Below are 21,621 nucleotides of genomic sequence, written 5' to 3'. Positions count from 1 at the left end.
ACGGAAGGGGCGGTACGCAGCCGCGCACCGCCCCTTCCCGTACTGCGTACGGAATCAGCCCTTGAGCGAAGCCATCCAGGCCTCGACCTCGTCACTCGTGCGCGGCAGCGCGTCCGAGAGGTTCCGGTTGCCGTCCTCGGTGACGAGGATGTCGTCCTCGATCCGGACGCCGATGCCGCGGTACTCCTCGGGCACGGTCAGGTCGTCGGCCTGGAAGTACAGACCGGGCTCGACCGTGAGGCACATGCCCGGCTCCAGCGTGCAGTCCACGTACGTCTCGCGGCGGGCGGCCGCGCAGTCGTGGACGTCCATGCCGAGCATGTGACCGGTGCCGTGCAGCGTGAAGCGGCGCTGCAGTCCGAGCTCGAGGACCCGCTCCACGGTGCCTTCGAGCAGACCCCACTCGACGAGCTTCTCGGCGAGCACGCGCTGCGCGGCGTCGTGGAAGTCGCGGTAGTTCGCGCCCGGCTTCACCGCGGCGATCCCGGCCTCCTGGGCCTCGTACACCGCGTCGTAGATCTTCTTCTGCAGCTCGGAGTAGCGGCCGTTGATCGGCAGCGTACGGGTCACGTCCGCGGTGTAGAGCTCGTTGGTCTCCACGCCGGCGTCGAGCAGCAGCAGGTCGCCGGAGCGGACCTCGCCGTTGTTGCGCACCCAGTGCAGGGTCGTGGCGTGCGGGCCCGCGGCGCAGATCGAGCCGTAGCCGATGTCGTTGCCCTCGACGCGGGCGCGCAGGAAGAACGTGCCCTCGATGTAGCGCTCGGAGGTCGCCTCGGCCTTGTCCAGGACCTTGACGACGTCCTCGAAGCCGCGCGCGGTCGAGGCGCAGGCCTGCTCGAGCTGCGCGACCTCGAACGCGTCCTTCACCAGGCGCGCCTCGGACAGGAAGACCCGCAGCTCCTCGTCGCGCTCGGCGGTGACCTTGTCGGTCAGCGCCGCCTCGATCCCGGCGTCGTGCCCGCGGACCACGCGGGTCGGGCCGGTCGACTCGGCGAGCGCCTCGGCGAGCTTGCGGACGTCGGAGGCGGGGATGCCGTACAGCGTCCCGGCCTCGGTCAGGGAGTGGCGGCGGCCGACCCACAGCTCGCCCTGGCCGTCCAGCCAGAACTCGCCGTTCTCGCGGTCGGAGCGCGGCAGCAGGTACAGCGTGGCCTCGTGGCCGCCCTCGGCCGGCTCAAGGACGAGGACGCCGTCCTCCGTCTGGTTGCCGGTCAGGTACGCGTACTCGGTGGAGGCGCGGAAGCTGTACTCGGTGTCGTTCGACCGCGTCCTGAGCTTGCCCGCGGGGATCACCAGACGCTCGCCCGGGAACGCCGCGGACAGCGCGGCACGGCGCCGGGCGGTGTGCCCGGCCTGGGCGATCGGCTCCAGATCGGTCAGCTCGGTGTCCGCCCAGCCGGAGCGCATGCTCTCGGCCAGCTCGTCGGAGACGCCCGGGTACAGGCCGTTCTTCCGCTGCTTGATGGGCTTGTCGGCTGCTGCTTCTTCGCCGGGTACGGCGTCGAGCTCGTCGGCCACGGGTGCCTCCTCGTTGTGACTTGGACCGCCTTCCATCGTATGGCCGTACGAAAGCGCTCCACGGCCTCGCGACCATGGCGAACGTCACGCGAAAGGGATGCTTGGGGCATTGCGCCCCATGGGTTCCGGCCGGGCGGCGGCCTCACTCGAAGCGCGCCGCCAGCAGCACGACGTCCTCATTGCTGTCCGCCTCGTCCAGACCGTCGGGCAGTACGGTCCGCAGGACGTGGTCCGCGATGGCCCCGGGATCGTCCCGCAGCGCCTTCGGGACGCTCGCCGCCGCCGCGTGCAGCCGGGCGAAGGCGCGGTCCATCGGGTCGCCGGTGCGGTGCAGCAGCCCGTCCGTGTAGAGCAGCACGGTTTCGCCGGGATCCGGCGAGAGGTCCACGCTGGGCGCCTCCCAGCAGCTCAGCATCCCGAGCGGCGCGGACAGCGAGGTCTCGACGAACTCGGTGCGCCGCTCCCCGATGATCAGCGGCGGGGAGTGCCCGGCCCCGGCGAGCACGATGGTGCGCCGGCGCGGTTCGCAGTACGCGAAGAGGGCGGTGGCGCTGCGGGCCGGTTCGGTGAGCCGGAGCAGCAGCTCCAGGTCGGACAGGACGGCGACGGGGTCCTCGCCCTCCATCACCGCGTACGCCCGCAGGGACGCCCGCAGCCGCCCCATCGCGGCGACGGCGCTCGGCCCGGACCCGGTCACCGACCCGACGGCGAGCCCCAGCGCGCCCTCCGGCAGCGGCAGCGCGTCGAACCAGTCGCCGCCGCCGCGCGGCCCGGTGCGGTGCCGGGCGGCGAGCTGCACCCCGGCGACCCGGGGCAGCCGGCTCGGCAGCAGCTCCTCGGCGATCGTGGCCGTGGTCGTACGGGCCCGCTCCAGCTCGACGAGGCGGGCCAGGTGCTCGCTCGCGTACCGCGCGTAGAGCCCGATCAGATGCCGCTGCCGCTCGACGGGCTCCGCCGGCTCGTCGTACAGCCAGACGGCGGCGCCGAGCCGGCCGCCCTCGCAGCCCAGCGGCATCGCGTAGCTCGCCGCGAATCCGAGCTGCGCGGCGACCGCGCGGTGGCGGGGGTCGAGGTGTTCGTCGGCGAGCAGATCCGGCTGTGCGATGCCGCCCTGGCCGGATTCGGGCGCGAGGGTGCCGTCGAGCAGCCGGCCGTAGCAGGTGCCCTGGCGCGGCACGGTCTCGATCTGCCCGAGATCGGCGCGGCCGAGGCCGAGACCGGTCAGGGTGTCGGGGCCGAGCCCGTCGGCGGGTTCGAGGACGACGAAACCGCGGCGCGCGCCGACGAGGGCGGCCCCGGCGCGAAGGAGCTCGCGCAGTCCGTCCTCGAGGGTCGTGGTGCGGGTCAGCCGTTCGGTGAGCTCATGGAGCGTGGTGAGGTCGGAGACCCAGCCCGCGAGCCGGTCCTGGATCACGGCCGCCGGGGTGGCGGGCGTAGGGGCGCAGTCGGGCGCCGCAGTGTGCGCGGGGGCGGGAACCGAGGAAGAGCTGGGATCGATTCCGGCCACTTTCGGAAGGTGCGGGGCGTTCATGGCGCGCTGATCCGACGGTATTCCGCCTGGTGCATATTGCCCTTTAGCATCGCAAACCCCCATGTCATTCTGCGCCGCCAGCAATAGCTCCACATCTACACTCAGTGGTCTGGGGATGTCCAGCATTGTCCAGCGAGTATTCCTGGTGTCCAGGAGGTGTACGGGGCGACCGTGACGAAATGAGAACTTGGCAGAAAACAGCCCTGTCCTATCGGGTATTGCGGTCCCATGGAGCCGCACAAACCGCTCGCTCAGAGCGTCAGGATCGGCGTAACGGGTACGTACTGGATTGAGCGCGGCGGGAGTTGACGCCGCTCCTGAACCAGACGACGGACCTCTACGTCTTAGAGAGCGACGGCCACGTACCGGCCGGCTTCATGGCGGTGCGCGCCAGGGCGCGCCACCCATCGCCATGGTTGTAATGGATGCATCGCAGTGCAGTCCGAGCTCCAAGCGTGACTCAAGTGTCCGCAATGTTCGAAGTGGTTCCAAGTGGTCCGAAGCGGCCCGCAGTGTCGGTAGTGTCTCTGCGTTTTCAACGGAAAGGAACGAGCGCTCATGCGCGAGATCCTCGGAAGGCGACGCAGGCTCCTGTCGAAGCGATCCGGTGAGCGATCCGGTGGGAGGCCTGATCAGATCGGTGCGGCCCTGACATTCGCGGGCAGCTGGCAGTGGCCGGTGGTCCCCGGAGCGGGCCCGCGGCAGACCGGATCGCCGCAATGCTCATGCCCCGAGCCCGACTGTGCGACCCCGGGCGGCCACCCCCTCGACCCCGGCCTCCTCGCCGCGACCAGCGACGAGCGGATGGTCCGCTGGTGGTGGACGAACCGGCCCACGGCGCCGATCGTGCTGGCCACGGGCGGTCCGGGTCCCAGCGCGGTGAGCCTGCCGGCCATCGCCGCGGCCCGTTCGCTCGCGGTGCTCGACCGGCTCGGCGTCCGCGTCGGCCCTGTCGTCGCGACCCCCGACCGCTGGTCGCTGCTCGTCGCGCCGTACTCGATGCCGCACCTCGGCGAACTGCTCTACGCCAAGGACCACGTCCCCGGCTCGCTCCGCTTCCACGGCAGCGGCGGCTATGTCGTCCTGCCGCCCTCGGAGACCGGTCAGGGCGAGGTCCGCTGGGAGCGCGCGCCGCTGCCCGGCTCGGCGACGCCGTGGCTGCCGGACATCGAGGCGCTGCTCGACGTCCTGGTCGACACGCTCACTCATACGGGTGTGAGCGCGCCCGAGTTCTAGGCGGCCCCGGCGCGCGTGGCGCCCCGCCCCCCTCGCCCGTCGCTATGTTCGGCTCACCTCCGTTGGTTCCTGGTTCAGTTGAGCAGGTGGGTCCCTTGCAGCGAGCACGTCTGTCCGCGCTCATCGCCGTCGTGGTGCTCGCTGTCGCGCTGCCGCTGGCGGGTGCGACCGCGGGGCCGGGGGATTCGGCCGTACGGGGACCAGGGGCCGGACGGGTCGAGGAACCCGTCGAGCAGGAGGCACCCCCGGCGGACAACGCGGGTGACGGCAGGACGGGTGACGGCAGGACGGGTGACGGTAAGACGGGTGACGGCAAGGCGCCCGCTCTGCTCACCGGCCTCGGTCTGGCGACCGCCGCGCGGTGCGGTCCCGAACTCGCCTCGCCCGAGGGTGTCGAGGCACAGACCTGTGTGCTCAGCCAGGGCGAGGACACCTGGGCGCGGACCTACTACCGCAACGCCACGGGCTCGGAACTGCAGTCGGTGCTCACGCTGATGGGGCCGGACGGGCGCACCGTGCAGATGCACTGCAGCGTCGGCGCGGGCGATGAGCCGGGCGCGTGCGAGACGCCGCGGGAGCCGACCGCGGGCGGGCCCGAGGGGTACTCGGCGGTGGCGGAGTTCGCGGCGGGCGAGGCGATGGTGCTGCGCTCGGGGAGCAATCCCGGGGGCGACGCGGCCGGGGGCAACGAGGCGGCAGGACCGGACAGTTGATCCGGCGGGCGGGTGCCGTGGCGCCGCGGGTGCGGGCATGGAAAGGCCCGGTTGCTGGCGACGGGGGATGCACCAGCAACCGGGCTACTTGAACGGTAACCTAAGATCTGCCGTTCGCAAATTCGGTCTCGGCCCGTATCGGCCAATCCGCTGGGGATTTACCGGTGAAGGCCGGGAGTTGTGACCGGTCTCATACCATTTCTATGGCTTTCCTGTGCGCCGAATCGATCTTGAATGGCGCTTTTCGATCATTCGGTGAGCGGCGCGGGGCCACTCGGCGGCCCCGCGCGAACTGACCGGCCGGTCAGCTCAGGGTGACCTGGCGGTTGGTGAGACCGCCGCGCGCCCGGCGCTCCTCGCCCGTCAGCGGCGCCGTCTCGGCAAGCGCCCCGGCGAGCCGCTCCGCGAACTCGGCGGCGGGCTTCTCGACATCGGCCGCACCCATGCCCGACGGCAGATCCCACACGGGCACCATCAGACCGTGCGCACGGAACGAGCCGACCAGGCGCGTGCCTTCGCCCAGGCTCGACGTACCGGCCGCGTGCAGCCGCGCGAGCGCGTCGAGCAGCTTCTCCTCGGGGTGCGGCATGACCCAGCGCAGGTGGTTCTTCTCCGGCGTCTCGCACCAGTACGCGGCGTCGGCGCTGTCGAGCTTCACCGTCGGGATCGCGGCGGCGTTGGCCCGCTCCAGGGAGGCGGTCACCTCGGCGTTGGCGTTCTCCGCGTCCGGCACCCAGAACTCGAAGCCCTCATGCACGACCGGCTCGAACGGGGCGTCCGCGTCGAGCAGTTCCTGCAGCCGCGGCCCCTCGGCGCCCGCGCGGCGCGCCGCGACCGGGTTGCCCGGCTCGGTGGCGAGCGCCTGCGTGAGGATGTCCGCGAGGTCGCGGCTGAGGTCGCCGGAGGACGTGTCGTTCTGCAGCCCGATCAGGACCGAGCCGTCCTCGCGGCGCAGACCCGGCCACGCCATCGGCAGCACCGTCGCGAGCGTCACCGACGGAACGCCCTCGGGCAGCCCGTCCTTGAGGGTGAGCTCGACGGTCGCGGCGGGCACCAGCTCGCGCAGCGCGACCCAGTCGCACTCGCCCGGCAGGCCCTCGAACGGACGCTGCACCAGCTCGGTCACGGCCTGCGCGGCGGCCCGGCCGTGGCACGCCTTGTAGCGGCGGCCCGATCCGCAGGGGCAGGGCTCGCGCGCACCGACAACGGGCCAGTTCCCATCAGCGGCTCCGCCGCGGGCCCCGTCGCTGATCTGCGCCTTCTGCGGCTTCTTGGTCTGCGGGCGCTTCTTGGCCATCGTGCGTCTCCCGGTCACGGCTTGGGCGGTACGGCCGTGAGCCTAGCCGTTCGGCCCCGGCGCCAAGGCCGTTCCTGCACCGGCTCAAGGCGCCGTCAGGACCACCCACACGGTGACCTCGCCCGAGGCCCCGTCCCGTACACCCCACTCGTCGCCGAGCGCCGCGATGATGCCGAGGCCGCGGCCACCGCGTGCCGTCACCGACGGAGTGGCCGGAACCGGTCGGGTCGGGCCGCCCCCGTCTGTCACCTCGACGGTGAGCCTGCCCGAGTTGTCCAGCCGCCAGGCCGCGCGCACGCTGCCGTCGCCCATGACCTCCGCGTCCCCGAGCGGGCGGCCATGCCGGCAGGCATTGCTCAACAGCTCGGAAAGGACCAGAACGGCATCGTCTATGACAGCTTCGGATACGCCGCTGATACGCAGCTGATCACGCATGCAGTGTCTTGCACGTCCCACGCCCGCAGGGCCATGGGGAACGGCCATGCTCGACGACGCCGGCACCTCCTGTGCCACCACCAACGCCACCCCCGCGACCTCCTTAGCCCCACGCCACGGTGTGGATGCCCCGCTGCCCGTGACCGGAAACCGGCCAATCCGCAGTCCGTGACGCCTTCATGACGCACTCAGGACAAACGAACACGGTCCGAACGCGCCGGTGCACTCTGCGTGTGTGACACCGGGTGCGGATGGGTGCCGGGCGGGTGTGCGGGGGCGGCTAGGCGCGCCCCAGTTGTTGCAGTACCGCCCGCGGGCGGTTGGTGATGATCGCGTCGATGCCGAGGCGGACGCAGAGGTCCACGTCCTCCGGCTCGTTCACGGTCCACACATGCACCTGGTGCCCGGCCCGCTGCAGTTTCTCGATGTGCGCGGGATGGTTGCGTACGAGACGGATGCCGGGGCCCGCGATCCGTACCCCTTCAGGAAGGCGGCCGTCGCGCACGCGTGGCGTCAGGAACTGCAGGAGATGCACGGTCGGCAGGGTCGGCGCGCCCGCACGCACCCGCTGCAGGGAGCGCGCGGAGAAGCTCATCACGCGGACCGGGGAGTCCTCGGCCGCCTTGGGCGCGTCGAGGCCGAAGCGCTTGAGCAGCAGCAGGAGCCGCTCCTCGACCTGGCCAGCCCAGCGCGTGGGGTGCTTGGTCTCGATCGCGAGCTGCAGCGGGCGGCCCGCGTCCGCGACGAGTTCGAGCAGCCGCTCCAGGGTGAGGACGGAGGTGTCCTCCCAGTCCGGGCCGTCCTCCCTGTTCTTCCAGGAGCCGAAGTCGAGCGCGGCGAGATCGGCGAGCTCCAGCGCCGAGACGGCTCCGCGGCCGTTTGACGTACGGTTGACGCGCCGGTCGTGGACGCACACGAGGTGTCCGTCGGCCGTGAGCCGGACGTCGCATTCCAGCGCGTCCGCGCCGTCCTCGATCGCCTTCTTGTACGCGGCGAGGGTGTGCTCGGGAGCGTCCTCGGAGGCGCCGCGGTGGGCGACGACCTGGATCGACCGGGGGTCGCGCTGCGGGGTTCGTGCGGAAGTCACCGCGACATGGTGTCACTCCGGGACGTGCACGCGCGCCCGCCCGGGGTTTCCTGACGGAGGCTCAGCGGATGCGCCGGTTCCGGGCGCCGCCGAGGATGGGCGACGGACACACAGGTGCGGCTTATGGTGCCCTGACGTCCGGTGGGAAAGGCTTGCGGAGCATCAATGCGGACTGACGCCGTGGATCGAGGAGTAGAGCTGTGAGCACCGAGAACGAGGGCAACGAGGTTCCCCCCGCCCCGTCCGTACCTCCTGCGTCTGCACCGGCTGCGTCTGCGGCTCCTGTACCCGCAGCCGCTCCTGAGCCCGCGCCCCCCGCTCCCGCTCCCGCGTCCGGACCGGCCGCACCCGCGCCGGAGCCCGCCGCCGCGCCGCCGGCGCACCCCGTGACCCCCGCCCCCGACGAGCACCTGACCGCTCCGCTGCCCCCCGTGGCCGCGGGCGGGACGACGCAGCTGCCGCCGGTGCCGCCCGCCGCGGGGGACGGCGGCTGGCCTCCGCAGCCCCCGGCCACCCCGGCGTACGCGAACGGCGGCCCCGAGTGGGGCGCCACGTACCAGCCGGCACCCCCGTCCCCCAAGTCCCGCAAGGGCGGCCTCGTCGCGGCCGCGCTCGCCGCCGCGCTCGTCGCGGGCGGTGTCGGCGGCGGCATCGGCTACTGGGCGGCCGAGCGCAACGACGGCGGTACGGACTCGACGACCGTCTCCGCCTCGGACACCCCGGCCGACCTCAAGCGCGAACCGGGCTCGGTCGCGGGGATCGCCGCGAACGCGCTGCCGAGCGTCGTCACCATCGACGCGCAGGGCGGCGACGGCGAGGGCGGCACCGGTACCGGCTTCGTCTACGACCGCGAGGGCCACATCCTCACCAACAACCACGTGGTGGCGAACGCGGCGCAGGGCGGCAAGCTCTCGGCGACGTTCTCCGACGGCAAGAAGTACGCGGCCGAGGTGGTCGGCCGCGCCCAGGGCTACGACGTGGCCGTGCTCAAGCTGAAGAACGCCTCCGGCCTCAAGCCGCTCGCCCTCGGCAACTCCGACAAGGTCGCGGTCGGCGACTCGACGATCGCGATCGGCGCGCCGTTCGGGCTCTCCAACACCGTGACCACCGGCATCGTCTCCGCCAAGAACCGCCCGGTCGCCTCCAGCGACGGCGGCGCGAGCCGCTCGTACATGAGCGCGCTGCAGACCGACGCCTCGATCAACCCGGGCAACTCCGGCGGTCCGCTGCTGGACGCACGCGGCGCGGTGATCGGCATCAACTCCGCGATCCAGTCGGCCGGTCAGGGCATGGGCGGCCAGCAGGCCGGTTCGATCGGCCTCGGCTTCGCGATCCCGATCAACCAGGCGAAGAACGTGGCCAAGCAGCTGATCGAGAACGGCAAGGCCACGTATCCCATGATCGGTGCCTCCGTCACCATCGACGAGACGAGCCGCGAGGGCGGCGCGCGCATCACCGAGCAGGGCACCGGCGGCACCGACCCGGTCACGCCGAACGGCCCCGCGGCCAAGGCGGGCCTCAAGCCGGGCGATCTGATCACCAAGCTCGACGACCGCCCGATCGACAGCGGCCCGACCCTGATCAGCGAGATCTGGAACCACAAGCCGGGCGACACCGTGAAGCTCACCTACGAGCGCGACGGCAAGGAGCGGACGGTCGACGTGGTGCTGGGCAGCAAGGGCGAGGAAAACTGATCACGCGCCGCCTCGCGCGGGCCTGATCAGTCCGCGGGGGCGGCCGTCTCCCGTCCCGCCGCGCTCAACGGGCAGCCCCTGAGCCCCGGTTGGGGCCGGGTGCCCAGCTCCTCGATGCGGTAGCCGTCGGGGTAGCCCTTGATCTCGCGGTTCTGACGGGCGAAGTGCGGGGCGCGGCGCGGCGGCATCAGCCGCACCGCCCGCCCACGCAGCCGGACCGCCCCGCGCACCACGGTGCGGACGAGAGGGGACGGCGCCTCGTAGCGGAACGCGCGCAGCAGATGGTCGTCGAGCAGCGCCAGGACGCCGGTGCGCAGCAGGGGCGCGAGCGGGGCCGGGTACCAGGAGGCCATCAGCGCGATCGTGGCATCCGAGACCTCGCGCGAGCGGGCGTCCCAGCCGAAGTGCTCCTTCTCGTACGAGTCGAGGCAGTCCTCGAACTCCTCGTACGTGCCCGGGATGTCCTTGATCCCCATGTGCCGGCCGAGCATCCGGTAGTACGTGACCGTGGCGACGGTCTCGTGCCGCGAAAGGCGGCGCCAGCCGTACGCGTCGATCCAGCGCTTGGGCGTCACCACGAACGTGGACAGGACGTACCGCATGTCGTCATTGCCGATCTCGTAACTGCGGTGCATCTGATTGATCCGCCGGATGGCACCCTTGCCCTCCTCGGACCCGAACCCGAACTCCAGGACACTGTCGAGCAGCAGAGCGGTGTCGTCGTACCGCTTCTGCGAACGGCCGGTCAACTCGGCTGTCTCGGCGAGGAGTCTGCCGATGCTGGGCACGGCGTAGGTGCGGTACAAAGCCAATTCAAGTGCCCGTGTGACATCCCACGGGAATTCGTGCGCGACCATCAGCCGGTAGATCTCGGTGGCATCGCCCACGGGGTCGAGGCGCCGGATCTCCGCGAGCCGTTCGTACCTCTTCGACGCCATGGGCCTGCCTCTCCTCGGGTCCGCGCACCTGAGGAGTTCCTACCACCCCGGGGCGCGGGGTGGCAGAACACGACGGACGGATCCGGCTCAGCGCACGAGGACGCGTACCGGCTTCGAGGCGATGCAGACGGGCGCGGTGGTGCGCATCGTGTACGCGTCCGACTCGTTGGCCGTGCACGCGACGATCCGCAGGTCGTTGGGCCCCTTGATGCCGAGCTTGACCCGCATGCTGTACGTACGGTCGGCCTTGGTCCGTACGGTCGCGGGCAGGCTCACCCACTCCTTCTTCTGCCGCTGCTGCAGCGTCACTTCGGTCCCGGCGGGCAGCGCACCGGCCCGCCCGCGCAGCCGGAACTCCTCCTGTGCGTCGACGGCCGCCACGCTCGCGTCGACGGTGACCGCCGGCACCTGCCGGTCGTCGGCGGGCCGCGGCTCGGCCGGCGGCGCGGCGGCGAGCGCGGGCTGGACGGCCGCGGCGGAGAGCAGCAGTGCGGTGGTGGCGAGGGCGATACGGGTGGCGTGACGGAACGGCTTCACGTGAGGTCCTTAGTGAGGTGCGGATGGCGTTGCCAGGGCGAACCTCACAGCAATGCGCGCTCCGTCCCGTCCGTAAACGCGGCCTCGGCCAAAGGGAGGGCATGGGCGCGGGCAGGGCGCCGGCATACGGAAGGGGCGCCGTCGAGCCGACGGCGCCCCTTCCGACCGGCCGGTCACCGGTCGCACGCGGTGGGTGTGGGATTTGAACCCACGGTGGCTTGCGCCACGACGGTTTTCAAGACCGTTCCCTTAGGCCGCTCGGGCAACCCACCTCGCCCGTCCCGCCTGGGACGGAGCGGCTACAGCCTACCGGGCGCGCGGGGGCGGGTGGCCGGTGGTCCGGGACGCCCCGGCTCCTACCCCAACGCGTCCCGCCCCGCCGTGAGCCGTGCCGCCGATGCGATGGTCGCTCGCGCCTCGCGTTCCGTGAGGCCCGTGCGGACGGCCGCGTCCGTGAGGTGGCGGGCCAGGTCGTCGCCCAGGCCGTTCTCGTACGCGCGGCAAGCCGCCCAGAACAGGCGGGTGTTGCGCTGGCCCACGCGTGCGCCGAGGACGAAGTGGACCAGGCCGCTGCCCTGCGGTGACGGGCCCAGAGCCGACGGTTTCGTACGCGGTGGGGGTGTGAGCAGGCGGAGCAGGGCGCGCGGGCAGGGGGCCGGGGCGAGGTGGCCGGTGCCGGGGGCCGTGCTGTAGACGCCCTGGTCGGTGCGGGAGCCCGGGCCCACCAAGTAGCCCCCGGCGCCGCGGATGTCGATGCCCGGGGCGAGGCGGCTGGCCGAGTTGGGGATGACGGCGTCGGGCGGGCCGGTGAGCCACAGGTGGCGGCCGCCGGAGGGGGTGCGGACCACGACGGTCGGCGGGATCGTGAAGAGATGCCGTAAGGCCAGCTCGCGCAGGGTGGCGGAGGAGTCGGCGCCCGATTTCGTGTCGAGGTCGATGCCGATCAGATGGTGCGGCGGCAGGCCGCACGCGATGCCGTACCCCGTGGACCAGGGGGCGGCGGCGAAGAGTTCGCGGATGCGGAACGGGTCGCTGGAGGCGTCGTACACCCCGTGGCCCGGGCGGCCGCATTCGCCGTGGCACTGCGGTGCGTCGACGGGGTCCTCGTGGTGGGGGGAGCGCAGGGCCGGGAGCTTGGTGCGGGAGAGCGGGATCACGGCGAGGCCGCGCTCGGCGGCGGACAGAGCGTGGGCGAGGGCCAGGGTCGTGGCGTGCCGGTCGAAGGTGGCCATGCGTTCATTTTCGTACGCATGTTCGAGGAAGGGAAGGGGGATTTTGTGCCTCGTACGAGTGAGGTGCGAGGAGGGCGGGCGGTGGGCGGCGGAACGCTTCCTCCCTTGGGGGGTCCCGGGAGTCGCTTCCCGGGCCGGATCGCACGGCGCTGACCTGCGGTGACTTTCGGTTCGTACAGGTTTATCGACTTGTCCTCACACTCGCGAGGGAAAGACCCGTTGAGGGGTGGTTCGCCGCGGCCGGCTGGGCAACTCTGATCTCGCGACGTCGAACACAGCGCCAAGGCGGTCGGCCAACTGCCCTGGCACCAGCCGCACTTACCGGCTCACAGCAGTTCAGCCGGTTCTGATCCACCGGGTCCGCCCGGTCGATGGAGGAAACGACATGGCAAGCATCCGTACCGCCCGCATCATCGCCGCCGCTGCCGCTCTGCCTCTCGCAGCCGCAATGTTCACCGGGGTCGCCCAGGCGGACAACGGCGGGTTCGCGGACGACGGATCGAACACGAGCGTCGCCAGCATCGTCGGCAGCGGTGTGGGGGACGACAACAGCGGCAACTCCGCCACCAACCAGCAGGTGGCGACCGGCTCCGGAGCCTCGAACCAGAACAACAACGCCCAGGTCAACGGCTCGGCCTTCACGGCGATCCACCAGTCCAACGAGAACATCGAGATCAACTTCACCGAGCTCTGGTAGGCCCGCGCGCAGTGACCGGCTGACCGGTCCGAGGGGGCACAAGGGGCTGTGGGGCGGCATCGGGAACGGTGCCGCCCCACAGGTGCGTGCGGGGCCGGTGCCAGGCGGGCCCCGCGACCCGTGTGCGGGGCGTCTCGGCGGGCGCCGTGGACCTTGACACGGATGCGTATCTGACGGACAGTCAGAAACCTTCATTCGTACGAGGTCAGGGAGGCCGCCGCCGTGCACCTCGCCCCAACCGAGCGCCAGCAGGAGCTGCGCGCCGAGCTGCGTGCGTACTTCCGGGACGTGATGCCGCCCGACCGCACCGCGCTCGCCGACGACCCCGCCGCCCAGCGCCGGCTGCTGAAACGGATCGGCGCGGACGGCCGGCTGGGGCTCGGCTGGCCCGAGGAGTACGGGGGCCAGGGCCGCGGACCCGACGAGCAGTTCGTCTTCTTCGACGAGGCCTATCGCGCGGGCGCCCCCGTGTCCATGGTCACGCTCAACACCGTCGGCCCGACCCTGATGAAGTACGGGACGCAGGAGCAGAAGGACTACTTCCTGCCGCGGATCCTCAGCGGCGAGATCGTCTTCGCGATCGGCTACAGCGAGCCGTCGGCGGGCACGGACCTCGCGTCCCTGCGCACCAAGGCCGTACGCGACGGCGACAGCTGGGTGATCGACGGGCAGAAGATCTTCACGTCCAACGCGCAGAACGCGGACTGGATCTGGCTCGCCTGCCGCACCGACCCCGACGCCCCCAAGCACAAGGGCATATCGATCATCCTGGTGCCCACGGACGCACCGGGCTTCTCGCTGACCCCCATCCACACGGTGGGCGGCATCTCGACCTCCGCGACCTACTACGACGCGATCCGTGTCCCGGCGAGCAACCTCGTCGGCGAGGAGAACGGCGGCTGGGGGCTCATCACCAACCAGCTCAACCATGAACGCGTCGCGCTCGCCGCGATCGGCATGCAGGCCGAGGACTTCTATGCGGAGGCCCTCGCTGCCGCCCGTACGCCCGATCCGGTGACGGGCGAGCGCCGGATTGACCTCCCTTGGGTGCAGTCCCGGCTGGCCGAAGTGCATGCCCGGCTCGCGGCAACGCGCCTGCTCAACTGGCGTCTGGTGGGGGATGTCGGGGCGGGGACGCTGGCACCCGGCGACGCCTCCGGCGTGAAATTCGCGGGAACCGAATCGGCCGTCGAGGTGTATCGAATGTGCCAGGACATCACGGGCGACGCGGCGACCATCCGCGCCGGCTCGCCGGGCGCCACCGGAGGGGGCACGGTCGGCGACGGCGAGCTGGAGCGGATGAACCGCGCCGCCCAGATCAACACCTTCGGGGGAGGGGTGAGCGAGGTGCAGCGGGAGATCGTCGCGACGATGCGGCTCGGCATGCGGAGGGTGAAGCGGTGAGCGGATTCCACGACGAGCTCAGCGTGTTCGAAGGGCTGCCCGCGGCCGAGGGCGGCGTCGGCCGCGACCTGGTCAACGAGGCGATGATCAGGCACTGGTGCGAGGCGATGGGCGATACGAACCCGGCGTACTCGGGCCCGGACGCGATAGCGCCGCCCACGATGCTGCAGGCCTGGACGATGGGCGGGCTCGGCGGCCATCAAGGGCGCTCGCGCGCGCAGGAGGAGCTGTTCGCGCTGCTCGACGAGGCCGGGTTCGGCTCGGTGGTGGCGACGGACTGCGAGCAGGAGTATCTGCGGCCGCTGCGGGTCGGGGACGAGATCACCTTCGACGCGGTCATCGAGTCGGTCTCCGAGCAGAAGACCACCAAGCTCGGGACCGGGCACTTCGTGACGACACGGATGGATGTCCGGGCGAACGGGGAGCTCGCGGGCACGCATCGCTTCCGGATCCTCAAGTACGCGCCGGCGCAGCGGGGTTCGAAGGGGTCGGCTGCGAAGGCGGGCGGGGGCGCGAAGGAAGCGGTGGCCGCGAAGGCGGCCGGGGGCAAGCCCGTGCGGCGGCCGCGGCCGGTGATCAACCGGGACAACGCCGGGTTCTGGAAGGGAGTCGCGGAGCACCGGCTCCTCATCCAGCGCTGCACCGCCTGCTCGGTGCTGCGTTTCCCCTGGCTGCCGGGGTGCAACTCATGCGGCAGCCAGGACTGGGACACGGTCGAGGCGAGCGGCGAGGGCACGGTCTACTCGTACGTCGTCATGCACCACCCGCCCTTCCCGGCCTTCGATCCGCCGTACGCGGTGGGGCTGATCGAGCTGGACGAAGGGGTGCGGATCATCGCCAACGTCGTGGGGATTCCCCACGACAAGGTGCGGATCGGGATGCCCGTACGGCTCGAATTCCTGCGTGCGGACGACGAGTTGGAGGTGCCGGTGTTCCGGCCCGTGGAATCGGCGGACGGGGCGGAAGTGGGGGACGTGGCGGAAGCGGCAGAGGCGGCGGCAGCGGTGGACGCCGCGGGAGGTGCGGCCTGATGGACTTCACACCCACGGAGGAGCAGTCGGCCGCGCGGGAGCTCGCCGCGCAGATCTTCGGTGACCTCTCCACCCCGGAGCGCCTCGCGGCGAACGGGCCGGGGACGGACGCCGAGTTGTGGAAGGCGCTCGGCTCGTCCGGGCTGATCGGCGCGGTGCGGGACATCGGGCTGCTGGGCCTGGTGCTGCTCCTGGAGGAGCAGGGGCGGACCACCGCACAGGTGCCGTTCGCGGCGAGCTGCGTCCACGGCCTGCTCGCGGTCGACACCCATGGCACGGGCGAGCAGCGTTCCCGCCTGCTGCCCGCCTTCGAGGACGGTTCGGCGGTGGCGACCGGGGCGTTCCCGGCCACCACCGGGATACGGGTGGAGGGCGCCGGAGCCTCCGGCGGCACCGCCACCCTGACCGGGACCGTGCCCGCCGTGCCCTGGCTGCGGGACGCCACGCATGTGCTGGTCGCGGACGCCGCCCACAGGCTGTGGATGGTGCGCGCCGCGGACGCCCGGACCGAGGACGTGGAGCTGACCGCGCCCTGGTCGGCCGGGCGGCTCGTGCTCGATGCGACACCGGCCGAGCGGATCGGCGGGGACAGCGCGTACGAGCGGGTGCTCGCCGACGCGCGGACCGCCTTCGCCGGACTGCAGGCCGGGGTCTGCGCGGGCTCGCTGGCACGCGCGGTCGACTACACCTCCGTACGCGAGCAGTTCGGCAAGCCGCTCGCCGCCAAGCAGGCGGTGCTGCTGCGGGCGGCGGACGCGTACATGGACACCGAGGCGATACGGGTCACCTCCTACGAGGCCGCCTGGCGCCGCGACGAACTGCTCGGCTACCGCGAGGCGGCGCTGACCGCGGCCTGGTGGTCGGCCGAGGCGGGCACCCGCGTTGTGCACGCCGGACAGCATCTGCACGGCGGCATGGGCGCGGACCTGGACCACCCCGTGCACCGGCACTTCCTCTGGGGGCGGCAGCTCGCCGCGTATCTGGGCTGCGGGGCCGAACTCCTGGCGGAGCTGGGCGAGTTGATCGCGGGCGCGGAGCCCGTGGGGGAGGGTGCGCGATGAGTGCCGCAGGGAACGAAGCGGGCCGGGCAGGGGGCGAGGGTGCCGTGCGGGCGTGGGCCGAGGGCGACGAGCTTCCATCGCTCGAAGTGCCCCTCACCCGCACGCTGATCGTGGCGGGCGCCATCGCGTCGCGCGACTACCAGGACGTGCACCACGACGCGGAGCTTGCCAGGGCCAAGGGCTCCCCCGACATCTTCATGAACATCCTCACCACCAACGGCCTGGTCGGCCGCTACATCACCGACCACTTCGGGCCGCGCGCGGTGCTGCGCAAGGTCGCGATCCGGCTCGGGGCGCCCAACTACCCCGGCGACACGATGGTGCTGACCGGCAAGGTCGTCTCGGTCGAGGAGAACACGGCCCGGGTCGCGGTGGTCGGGGCCAACGGGATCGGCCGCCACGTCACCGGCACGGTGACCGTGGGGCTGACCGAGGAAGGGGCCGCGTCATGAGCGTGAAGCACCGCGACAGTCTCGGCGGCAAGGCCGCCGTCGTGGGCATCGGCGCGACCGAGTTCTCCAAGGACTCCGGCCGCAGCGAGCTCAAGCTCGCCGTCGAGGCCGTACAAGCCGCGCTGGACGACGCCGGGCTGAGCCCGTCCGACGTCGACGGCATGGTCACGTTCTCGATGGACACGAGCCCCGAGATCACCGTCGCCCAGGCCGCCGGTATCGGCGATCTCTCCTTCTTCTCGCGCATCCACTACGGCGGCGGCGCGGCCTGCGCCACCATCCAGCAGGCGGCCCTCGCGGTGGCGAGCGGCGTGGCCGAAGTCGTGGTCTGCTACCGGGCGTTCAACGAGCGATCGGGCCGCCGCTTCGGCTCCGGGGTGCAGCAGCGCGAGCCCTCGGCGGAGGGCGCGGCGCTCGGGTGGTCGCTGCCGTCGGGGCTGCTCACGCCCGCGTCCTGGGTGGCGATGGCGGCCCAGCGTTACCTGCACACGTACGGTCTGACGCCGGAGGCCTTCGGCCATGTCGCCGTCACCGACCGCAAGTACGCGGCGAACAACCCCGCCGCTTACTTCTACGAGAAGCCGATCACCCTGGCCGACCACGCCGCCTCCCGCTGGATCGTCGAGCCGCTGCGGCTGCTCGACTGCTGCCAGGAGACGGACGGAGGCCAGGCGATCGTGGTCACCAGCGCCGAACGCGCCCGCGATCTGCGGCAGAAGCCGGCCGTGATCACCGCGGCCGCGCAGGGCGCGGGCCGCAAGCAGGAGGCGATGACAAGCTTCTATCGCGACGATCTGTCCGGGCTCCCCGAAATGAGCGTGGTGGCAAGGCAGTTGTGGCGGACCTCCGGGCTCACCGCCGAGCAGATCGACGTCGGGATCCTGTACGACCACTTCACGCCGTTCGTGCTGATGCAGCTGGAGGAGTTCGGCTTCTGCAAGCCGGGCGAGGCGGCCGGCTTTGTCGCGGAGGAGGCGCTGCCGCTCAACACCCACGGTGGGCAGCTCGGCGAGGCGTATCTGCACGGGATGAACGGGATCGCGGAAGGCGTCCGCCAGATCCGCGGCACCTCGGTGAACCAGATATCCGGCGCGGCGAACGTGCTGGTGACGGCAGGGACGGGGGTGCCCACCTCGGGGCTGGTCCTGGGCGCGGACGGCTGAACGCGGAAGGCGGGCGCGGAAGGCGGGCGCGGACGGCTGAACCTTCGCCGCCCCGGGGCGTGTCCCCGGGGCGGGCGCGGGGTCGCCGCCGTTGACTCGGCCCATGCGCACTCCCAAGCTGATCATCGGTCTCCTGGCCCTCGTGGCCGTGATCACGTTGACCGCACCGGCGTCGGCGGAGCACCGCTCAAGTGCCGCGCCCGGAAAGACCTTCCGCGGACTGGCCTTCGACACGTGCGTCGCCCCGTCGCTGCGCACGATGGCGGCCTGGCGCGCGGCCTCGCCCTTCCGCGGGGTGGCCGTCTACTTCGGCGGCCGCGGCCGCTTCTGCAAGAAGCAGCCGCACCTGACGCGCACCTGGCTGCGCGAGGCCGACCGGACGGGCTGGAGCGTGCTCCCCGTGTACGTCGGGTCGCAGTCGCCGTGCGTCCTGGTCCCGCACAAGCGGAAGTACGCGATCGGCCGCGACCCCTGGGGCCAGGGCCGCAAGGAGGGCCGTGACGCGGTGCGCCGCGCGCAGGCGCTCGGGATGCGGGAGAGCAGCGCGCTCTACCTCGACATGGAGAACTACTCGATGGCCAAGTGGCAGTGCCGCAAGCCCACGCTCCACTTCATCCGCGGCTGGAACCGCGAGGTGCGCGCGCACGGCTACGTCCCCGGCTTCTACTCCAGCCTGGGCTCCGGCATCTGGCACATGGAGCGCGCCCGCAAGGCCGGGTACGGCGATCTGCCGAGCGCCCTCTGGTACGCGCGCTGGAACGGCAAGCCCAAGGCGCACCCCGTCCCCGGCACCAGTGCGAAGAGGTGGCGCGGCGCGAGCATCCACCAGTACCGGGGCCCGAAGAAGGAGAGGTACGGCGGCCGCACTCTCGAGATCGACCGCAACCAGGTGCACGCACCGGTCGCGGTGATCGGCTGACCACCCGAGGCCGCCGAGGGGCGCCCACCACCACCGCCCGAGGCCGCCGAGCGGTGCCCACCACGACAAGGCCGCCCCCACCCCGTATCCCCTATGCCTCAGGTATGACCCCGAGGGGACGCGTGCCGGCTCCTCCACCCTCAGGAGGTGGGGTCAGCCCCCGTCCTACAACCTGAGGCGGACACTTCTTCAGGCCCTGCGGCCGATCCGCGCGGGCGGGCCCGCTTCTAGCGTTGAGCCATGACCACACCCGTGTGCACCAGCGCATCGAAGCCCGCCGGCCCCGTCGCCGTGAAGGCGTCGCTGATGTACCCGAGCTTCGCCTCGTACGTACAGGCCCGCCAGCCGGTCCTCCTGCGCACCGCGCGTTCGCTGACGTCGAATCCGTCCGATGCCGAGGACCTGCTGCAGACCGCGCTGACCAAGACATATGTCGCCTGGGAGCGCATCGAGGACCACCGCGCCCTCGACGGCTATGTGCGCCGCGCGCTGCTCAACACGCGGACGTCGCAGTGGCGCAAGCGCAAGGTCGACGAGTTCGCCACCGACGAGCTGCCCGAGCCCGAGCCGGTGCCCGTCGCCGACCCCGCCGAGCAGCAGGCCCTCAAGGACGCGATGTGGCGCGCGATCATGAAGCTGCCGGACCGGCAGCGCGCCATGGTCGTCCTGCGCTACTACGAGGACCTCAGCGAGGCGCAGACCGCCGAGGTGCTCGGCGTCTCGATCGGTACGGTCAAGAGCGCGGTCTCCCGCGCGCTCGGCAAGCTCCGCGAGGACCCGGAGCTCACCCCCGTCCGCTGACCCCACCCGGTGACCCACCCACACGGTGAACCACCCGCCCACCCGGTGACCCACGCCACAAAAGCCCTGCTCAGCTGATCGATCATCCTCGTGGCTAGTGACATACCGTCGGGTATGCGGTGAGAATCGGCGCAACCCTACTGCTCCGTAGCGCCCACCGGGAGGACGCCGTGCTGAGCACGATGCAGGACGTACCGCTGACCGTGACCCGTCTCCTCAAGCACGGGTCGACCATCCACGGCACGTCCCAGGTGACGACGTGGACCGGCGAGGCCGAGCCGCACCGCCGCTCGTTCGCCGAGATCGGCGCGCGGGCCGCCCAGCTGGCCCACGCGCTCCACGACGACCTCGGCGTCCGCGGCGACGAGCGCGTCGCGACCCTGATGTGGAACAACGCCGAGCACGTCGAGGCGTACTTCGCGATTCCCTCCATGGGAGCCGTGCTGCACACCCTCAACCTGCGGCTTCCCCCCGAGCAGCTGGCGTGGATCGTCAACCACGCGGCCGACCGGGTCGTCCTGGTCAACGGTTCGCTGCTGCCCCTGCTCGCCCCGCTCCTGCCGCACCTCGCGCCGGTCGAGCACGTCGTGATCAGCGGCCCGGGCGACCGCTCGCTGCTCGACGGTGCGAACGTCCAGGTGCACGAGTACGAGGAGCTCCTGGCCGGCAAGCCCGAGGCGTATGCCTGGCCCGAGCTGGACGAACGCCAGGCCGCCGCCATGTGCTACACCTCCGGCACCACGGGCGACCCCAAGGGCGTCGTCTACTCGCACCGCTCCATCTACCTGCACTCGATGCAGGTCAACATGGCGCAGTCGATGGGCCTGACCGACCAGGACACCAGCCTGATCGTGGTCCCCCAGTTCCACGTCAACGCCTGGGGACTGCCGCACGGCGTCTTCATGACCGGCGTGAACATGCTGATGCCGGACCGCTTCCTGCAGCCGGGCCCGCTCGCCGAGATGATCGACCGCGAGCAGCCCACGCACGCCGCCGCCGTCCCCACCATCTGGCAGGGCCTGCTCGGCGAACTCCAGAAGAACCCGCGTGACATCAGCTGTATGAAGCAGGTGACCATCGGCGGCTCGGCCTGCCCGCCCGCCCTGATGGAGGCCTTCGACAAGCTGGGCGCCACGGTCTGCCACGCCTGGGGCATGACGGAGACCTCGCCGCTCGGCACGATCGCCCGCCCGCCGGCCCATGTCGTCGGCACCGAGGAGGAGATGGCGTACCGCCTGACCCAGGGCCGTTTCCCCGCGGGTGTCGAGGCCCGGCTGATCGGCCCGGCCGGCGAGGAGCTGCCGTGGGACGGGCAGTCCGCCGGTGAGCTCGAGGTCCGCGGCCCGTGGATCGCGGGCTCGTACTACGGCGGCGCGGCGGGCGAGAACTTCACGCCCGAGGACAAGTTCAGCGAGGACGGCTGGCTCAAGACCGGCGACGTGGGCGTCATCAGCTCCGACGGCTTCCTGACGCTGACCGACCGGGCGAAGGACGTCATCAAGTCCGGCGGCGAGTGGATCTCGTCCGTCGAACTGGAGAACGCGCTGATGGCCCACCCGGACGTCGCCGAGGCCGCCGTCGTCGCGGTCCCCGACAAGAAGTGGGGCGAACGCCCGCTCGCCACGGTGGTCCTGAAGGAAGGCGCGTCCACGGACTTCGTGGAGCTCAAGGAGTTCCTCGCCACGAAGATCGCCAAGTGGCAGCTGCCGGAGCGCTGGTCGATCGTCGCGGCGGTGCCGAAGACGAGTGTCGGCAAGTTCGACAAGAAGGTGATCCGCCGTCAGTTCGCCGAGGGCGAGCTGGATGTGACCGAGCTGGCGTAGCCGCCTCGGCTCGTACGGCAACGGGCCCGGGTTTCACGTGAAACGTCACGCG

19 protein-coding genes, 1 tRNA gene and 1 pseudogene are annotated in these 21,621 nt (G+C 71.6%); 12 read left to right on the top strand and 9 right to left on the bottom strand.

The window, feature by feature from the left end:
• Positions 1-54: 54 nt before the first annotated feature.
• Positions 55-1,554, bottom strand: coding sequence for an aminopeptidase P family protein (locus ACIBI4_RS32295; protein ID WP_399207738.1), 1,500 nt, complete (start codon positions 1,552-1,554; stop codon positions 55-57).
• A 106-nt stretch (positions 1,555-1,660) separates the two neighbouring features.
• Positions 1,661-3,175 carry a PP2C family protein-serine/threonine phosphatase gene (locus ACIBI4_RS32290; RefSeq protein WP_399207737.1) on the bottom strand — a complete coding sequence of 505 codons (1,515 nt, stop codon included), beginning with the start codon at positions 3,173-3,175 and terminating at the stop codon, positions 1,661-1,663.
• Positions 3,176-3,607: 432 nt separating this feature from the next.
• Between ACIBI4_RS32290 and ACIBI4_RS32285 the strand changes: the two genes are divergently transcribed.
• Complete coding sequence (locus tag ACIBI4_RS32285; protein ID WP_399207736.1) at positions 3,608-4,285, top strand: bifunctional DNA primase/polymerase; 678 nt, start codon at positions 3,608-3,610, stop codon at positions 4,283-4,285.
• Between the two features lie 86 nt (positions 4,286-4,371).
• The gene (locus tag ACIBI4_RS32280) at positions 4,372-4,998 is read left to right on the top strand and encodes a hypothetical protein (RefSeq protein ID WP_399207735.1); all 627 of its coding nucleotides are present in this window, start codon (positions 4,372-4,374) and stop codon (positions 4,996-4,998) included.
• 304 nt (positions 4,999-5,302) lie between these two features.
• On the opposite strand, the gene ACIBI4_RS32275 is transcribed toward ACIBI4_RS32280, so the two are convergent.
• The 3 genes and pseudogenes from ACIBI4_RS32275 to ACIBI4_RS32265 form a co-directional block, all read right to left on the bottom strand.
• Positions 5,303-6,295, bottom strand: coding sequence for a DUF5926 family protein (locus ACIBI4_RS32275; protein ID WP_399207734.1), 993 nt, complete (start codon positions 6,293-6,295; stop codon positions 5,303-5,305).
• A gap of 96 nt (positions 6,296-6,391) precedes the next feature.
• Positions 6,392-6,895 (bottom strand): annotated as a pseudogene (locus tag ACIBI4_RS32270) (ATP-binding protein); the annotation flags it as partial.
• A 115-nt stretch (positions 6,896-7,010) separates the two neighbouring features.
• Entirely contained in the window at positions 7,011-7,817 is an 807-nt protein-coding gene (locus ACIBI4_RS32265) for a glycerophosphodiester phosphodiesterase (protein ID WP_399207733.1), read from the bottom strand.
• Positions 7,818-8,017: 200 nt separating this feature from the next.
• Here ACIBI4_RS32265 and ACIBI4_RS32260 point away from each other — a divergent pair, with 200 nt between their 5' ends.
• Positions 8,018-9,511 (top strand): trypsin-like peptidase domain-containing protein, encoded by a 1,494-nt coding sequence (locus ACIBI4_RS32260; protein ID WP_399207732.1) that lies wholly within the window; start codon positions 8,018-8,020, stop codon positions 9,509-9,511.
• A gap of 26 nt (positions 9,512-9,537) precedes the next feature.
• Here the strand turns inward: ACIBI4_RS32260 and ACIBI4_RS32255 are convergent, their stop codons facing one another.
• The 4 genes from ACIBI4_RS32255 to ACIBI4_RS32240 form a co-directional block, all read right to left on the bottom strand.
• Entirely contained in the window at positions 9,538-10,449 is a 912-nt protein-coding gene (locus ACIBI4_RS32255; RefSeq protein WP_399207731.1) for an oxygenase MpaB family protein, read from the bottom strand.
• 87 nt (positions 10,450-10,536) lie between these two features.
• A complete protein-coding gene (locus tag ACIBI4_RS32250; protein ID WP_399207730.1) occupies positions 10,537-10,986 on the bottom strand; it encodes a hypothetical protein in 450 nt (149 codons plus the stop codon).
• 187 nt (positions 10,987-11,173) lie between these two features.
• Positions 11,174-11,258: transfer RNA gene (locus tag ACIBI4_RS32245), tRNA-Ser, on the bottom strand.
• Between the two features lie 84 nt (positions 11,259-11,342).
• On the bottom strand, positions 11,343-12,218 hold the full coding sequence (locus ACIBI4_RS32240; RefSeq protein ID WP_399207729.1) for a bifunctional DNA primase/polymerase: 876 nt from the start codon (positions 12,216-12,218) through the stop codon (positions 11,343-11,345).
• A 385-nt stretch (positions 12,219-12,603) separates the two neighbouring features.
• Here ACIBI4_RS32240 and ACIBI4_RS32235 point away from each other — a divergent pair, with 385 nt between their 5' ends.
• The 9 genes from ACIBI4_RS32235 to ACIBI4_RS32195 all read left to right on the top strand — a co-directional run bounded on the left by ACIBI4_RS32235 (position 12,604) and on the right by ACIBI4_RS32195 (position 21,569).
• Positions 12,604-12,915, top strand: a complete 312-nt coding sequence (locus ACIBI4_RS32235; RefSeq protein ID WP_399207728.1) for a hypothetical protein — start codon at positions 12,604-12,606, stop codon at positions 12,913-12,915.
• Between the two features lie 222 nt (positions 12,916-13,137).
• On the top strand, positions 13,138-14,319 hold the full coding sequence (locus tag ACIBI4_RS32230) for an acyl-CoA dehydrogenase family protein (protein ID WP_399207727.1): 1,182 nt from the start codon (positions 13,138-13,140) through the stop codon (positions 14,317-14,319).
• Entirely contained in the window at positions 14,316-15,350 is a 1,035-nt protein-coding gene (locus ACIBI4_RS32225; protein ID WP_399207726.1) for a bifunctional MaoC family dehydratase N-terminal/OB-fold nucleic acid binding domain-containing protein, read from the top strand. Before ACIBI4_RS32230 ends, ACIBI4_RS32225 begins: the two co-directional genes overlap by 4 nt.
• The gene (locus ACIBI4_RS32220; RefSeq protein WP_399207725.1) at positions 15,350-16,411 is read left to right on the top strand and encodes an acyl-CoA dehydrogenase family protein; all 1,062 of its coding nucleotides are present in this window, start codon (positions 15,350-15,352) and stop codon (positions 16,409-16,411) included. The genes ACIBI4_RS32225 and ACIBI4_RS32220 overlap by 1 nt, the downstream gene beginning before the upstream one ends.
• Entirely contained in the window at positions 16,408-16,863 is a 456-nt protein-coding gene (locus tag ACIBI4_RS32215) for a MaoC family dehydratase (RefSeq protein ID WP_399207724.1), read from the top strand. The genes ACIBI4_RS32220 and ACIBI4_RS32215 overlap by 4 nt, the downstream gene beginning before the upstream one ends.
• Positions 16,860-18,026, top strand: a complete 1,167-nt coding sequence (locus ACIBI4_RS32210; protein WP_399207723.1) for a lipid-transfer protein — start codon at positions 16,860-16,862, stop codon at positions 18,024-18,026. The genes ACIBI4_RS32215 and ACIBI4_RS32210 overlap by 4 nt, the downstream gene beginning before the upstream one ends.
• Before the next feature lie 103 nt (positions 18,027-18,129).
• Positions 18,130-18,945, top strand: a complete 816-nt coding sequence (locus ACIBI4_RS32205) for a DUF1906 domain-containing protein (protein WP_399207722.1) — start codon at positions 18,130-18,132, stop codon at positions 18,943-18,945.
• A 240-nt stretch (positions 18,946-19,185) separates the two neighbouring features.
• Entirely contained in the window at positions 19,186-19,746 is a 561-nt protein-coding gene (locus ACIBI4_RS32200) for a SigE family RNA polymerase sigma factor (protein WP_399207721.1), read from the top strand.
• Between the two features lie 170 nt (positions 19,747-19,916).
• Positions 19,917-21,569, top strand: coding sequence for a long-chain fatty acid--CoA ligase (locus tag ACIBI4_RS32195; RefSeq protein ID WP_399207720.1), 1,653 nt, complete (start codon positions 19,917-19,919; stop codon positions 21,567-21,569).
• The last annotated feature ends 52 nt before the right edge of the window (positions 21,570-21,621 follow it).

The organism is Streptomyces sp. NPDC050418, from assembly GCF_044458745.1.
Taxonomy (GTDB): Bacteria; Actinomycetota; Actinomycetes; order Streptomycetales; family Streptomycetaceae; genus Streptomyces.
The sequence above is the reverse complement of the archived record's forward strand: the minus strand, read 5'-3'. Positions and strand labels throughout refer to the sequence as shown.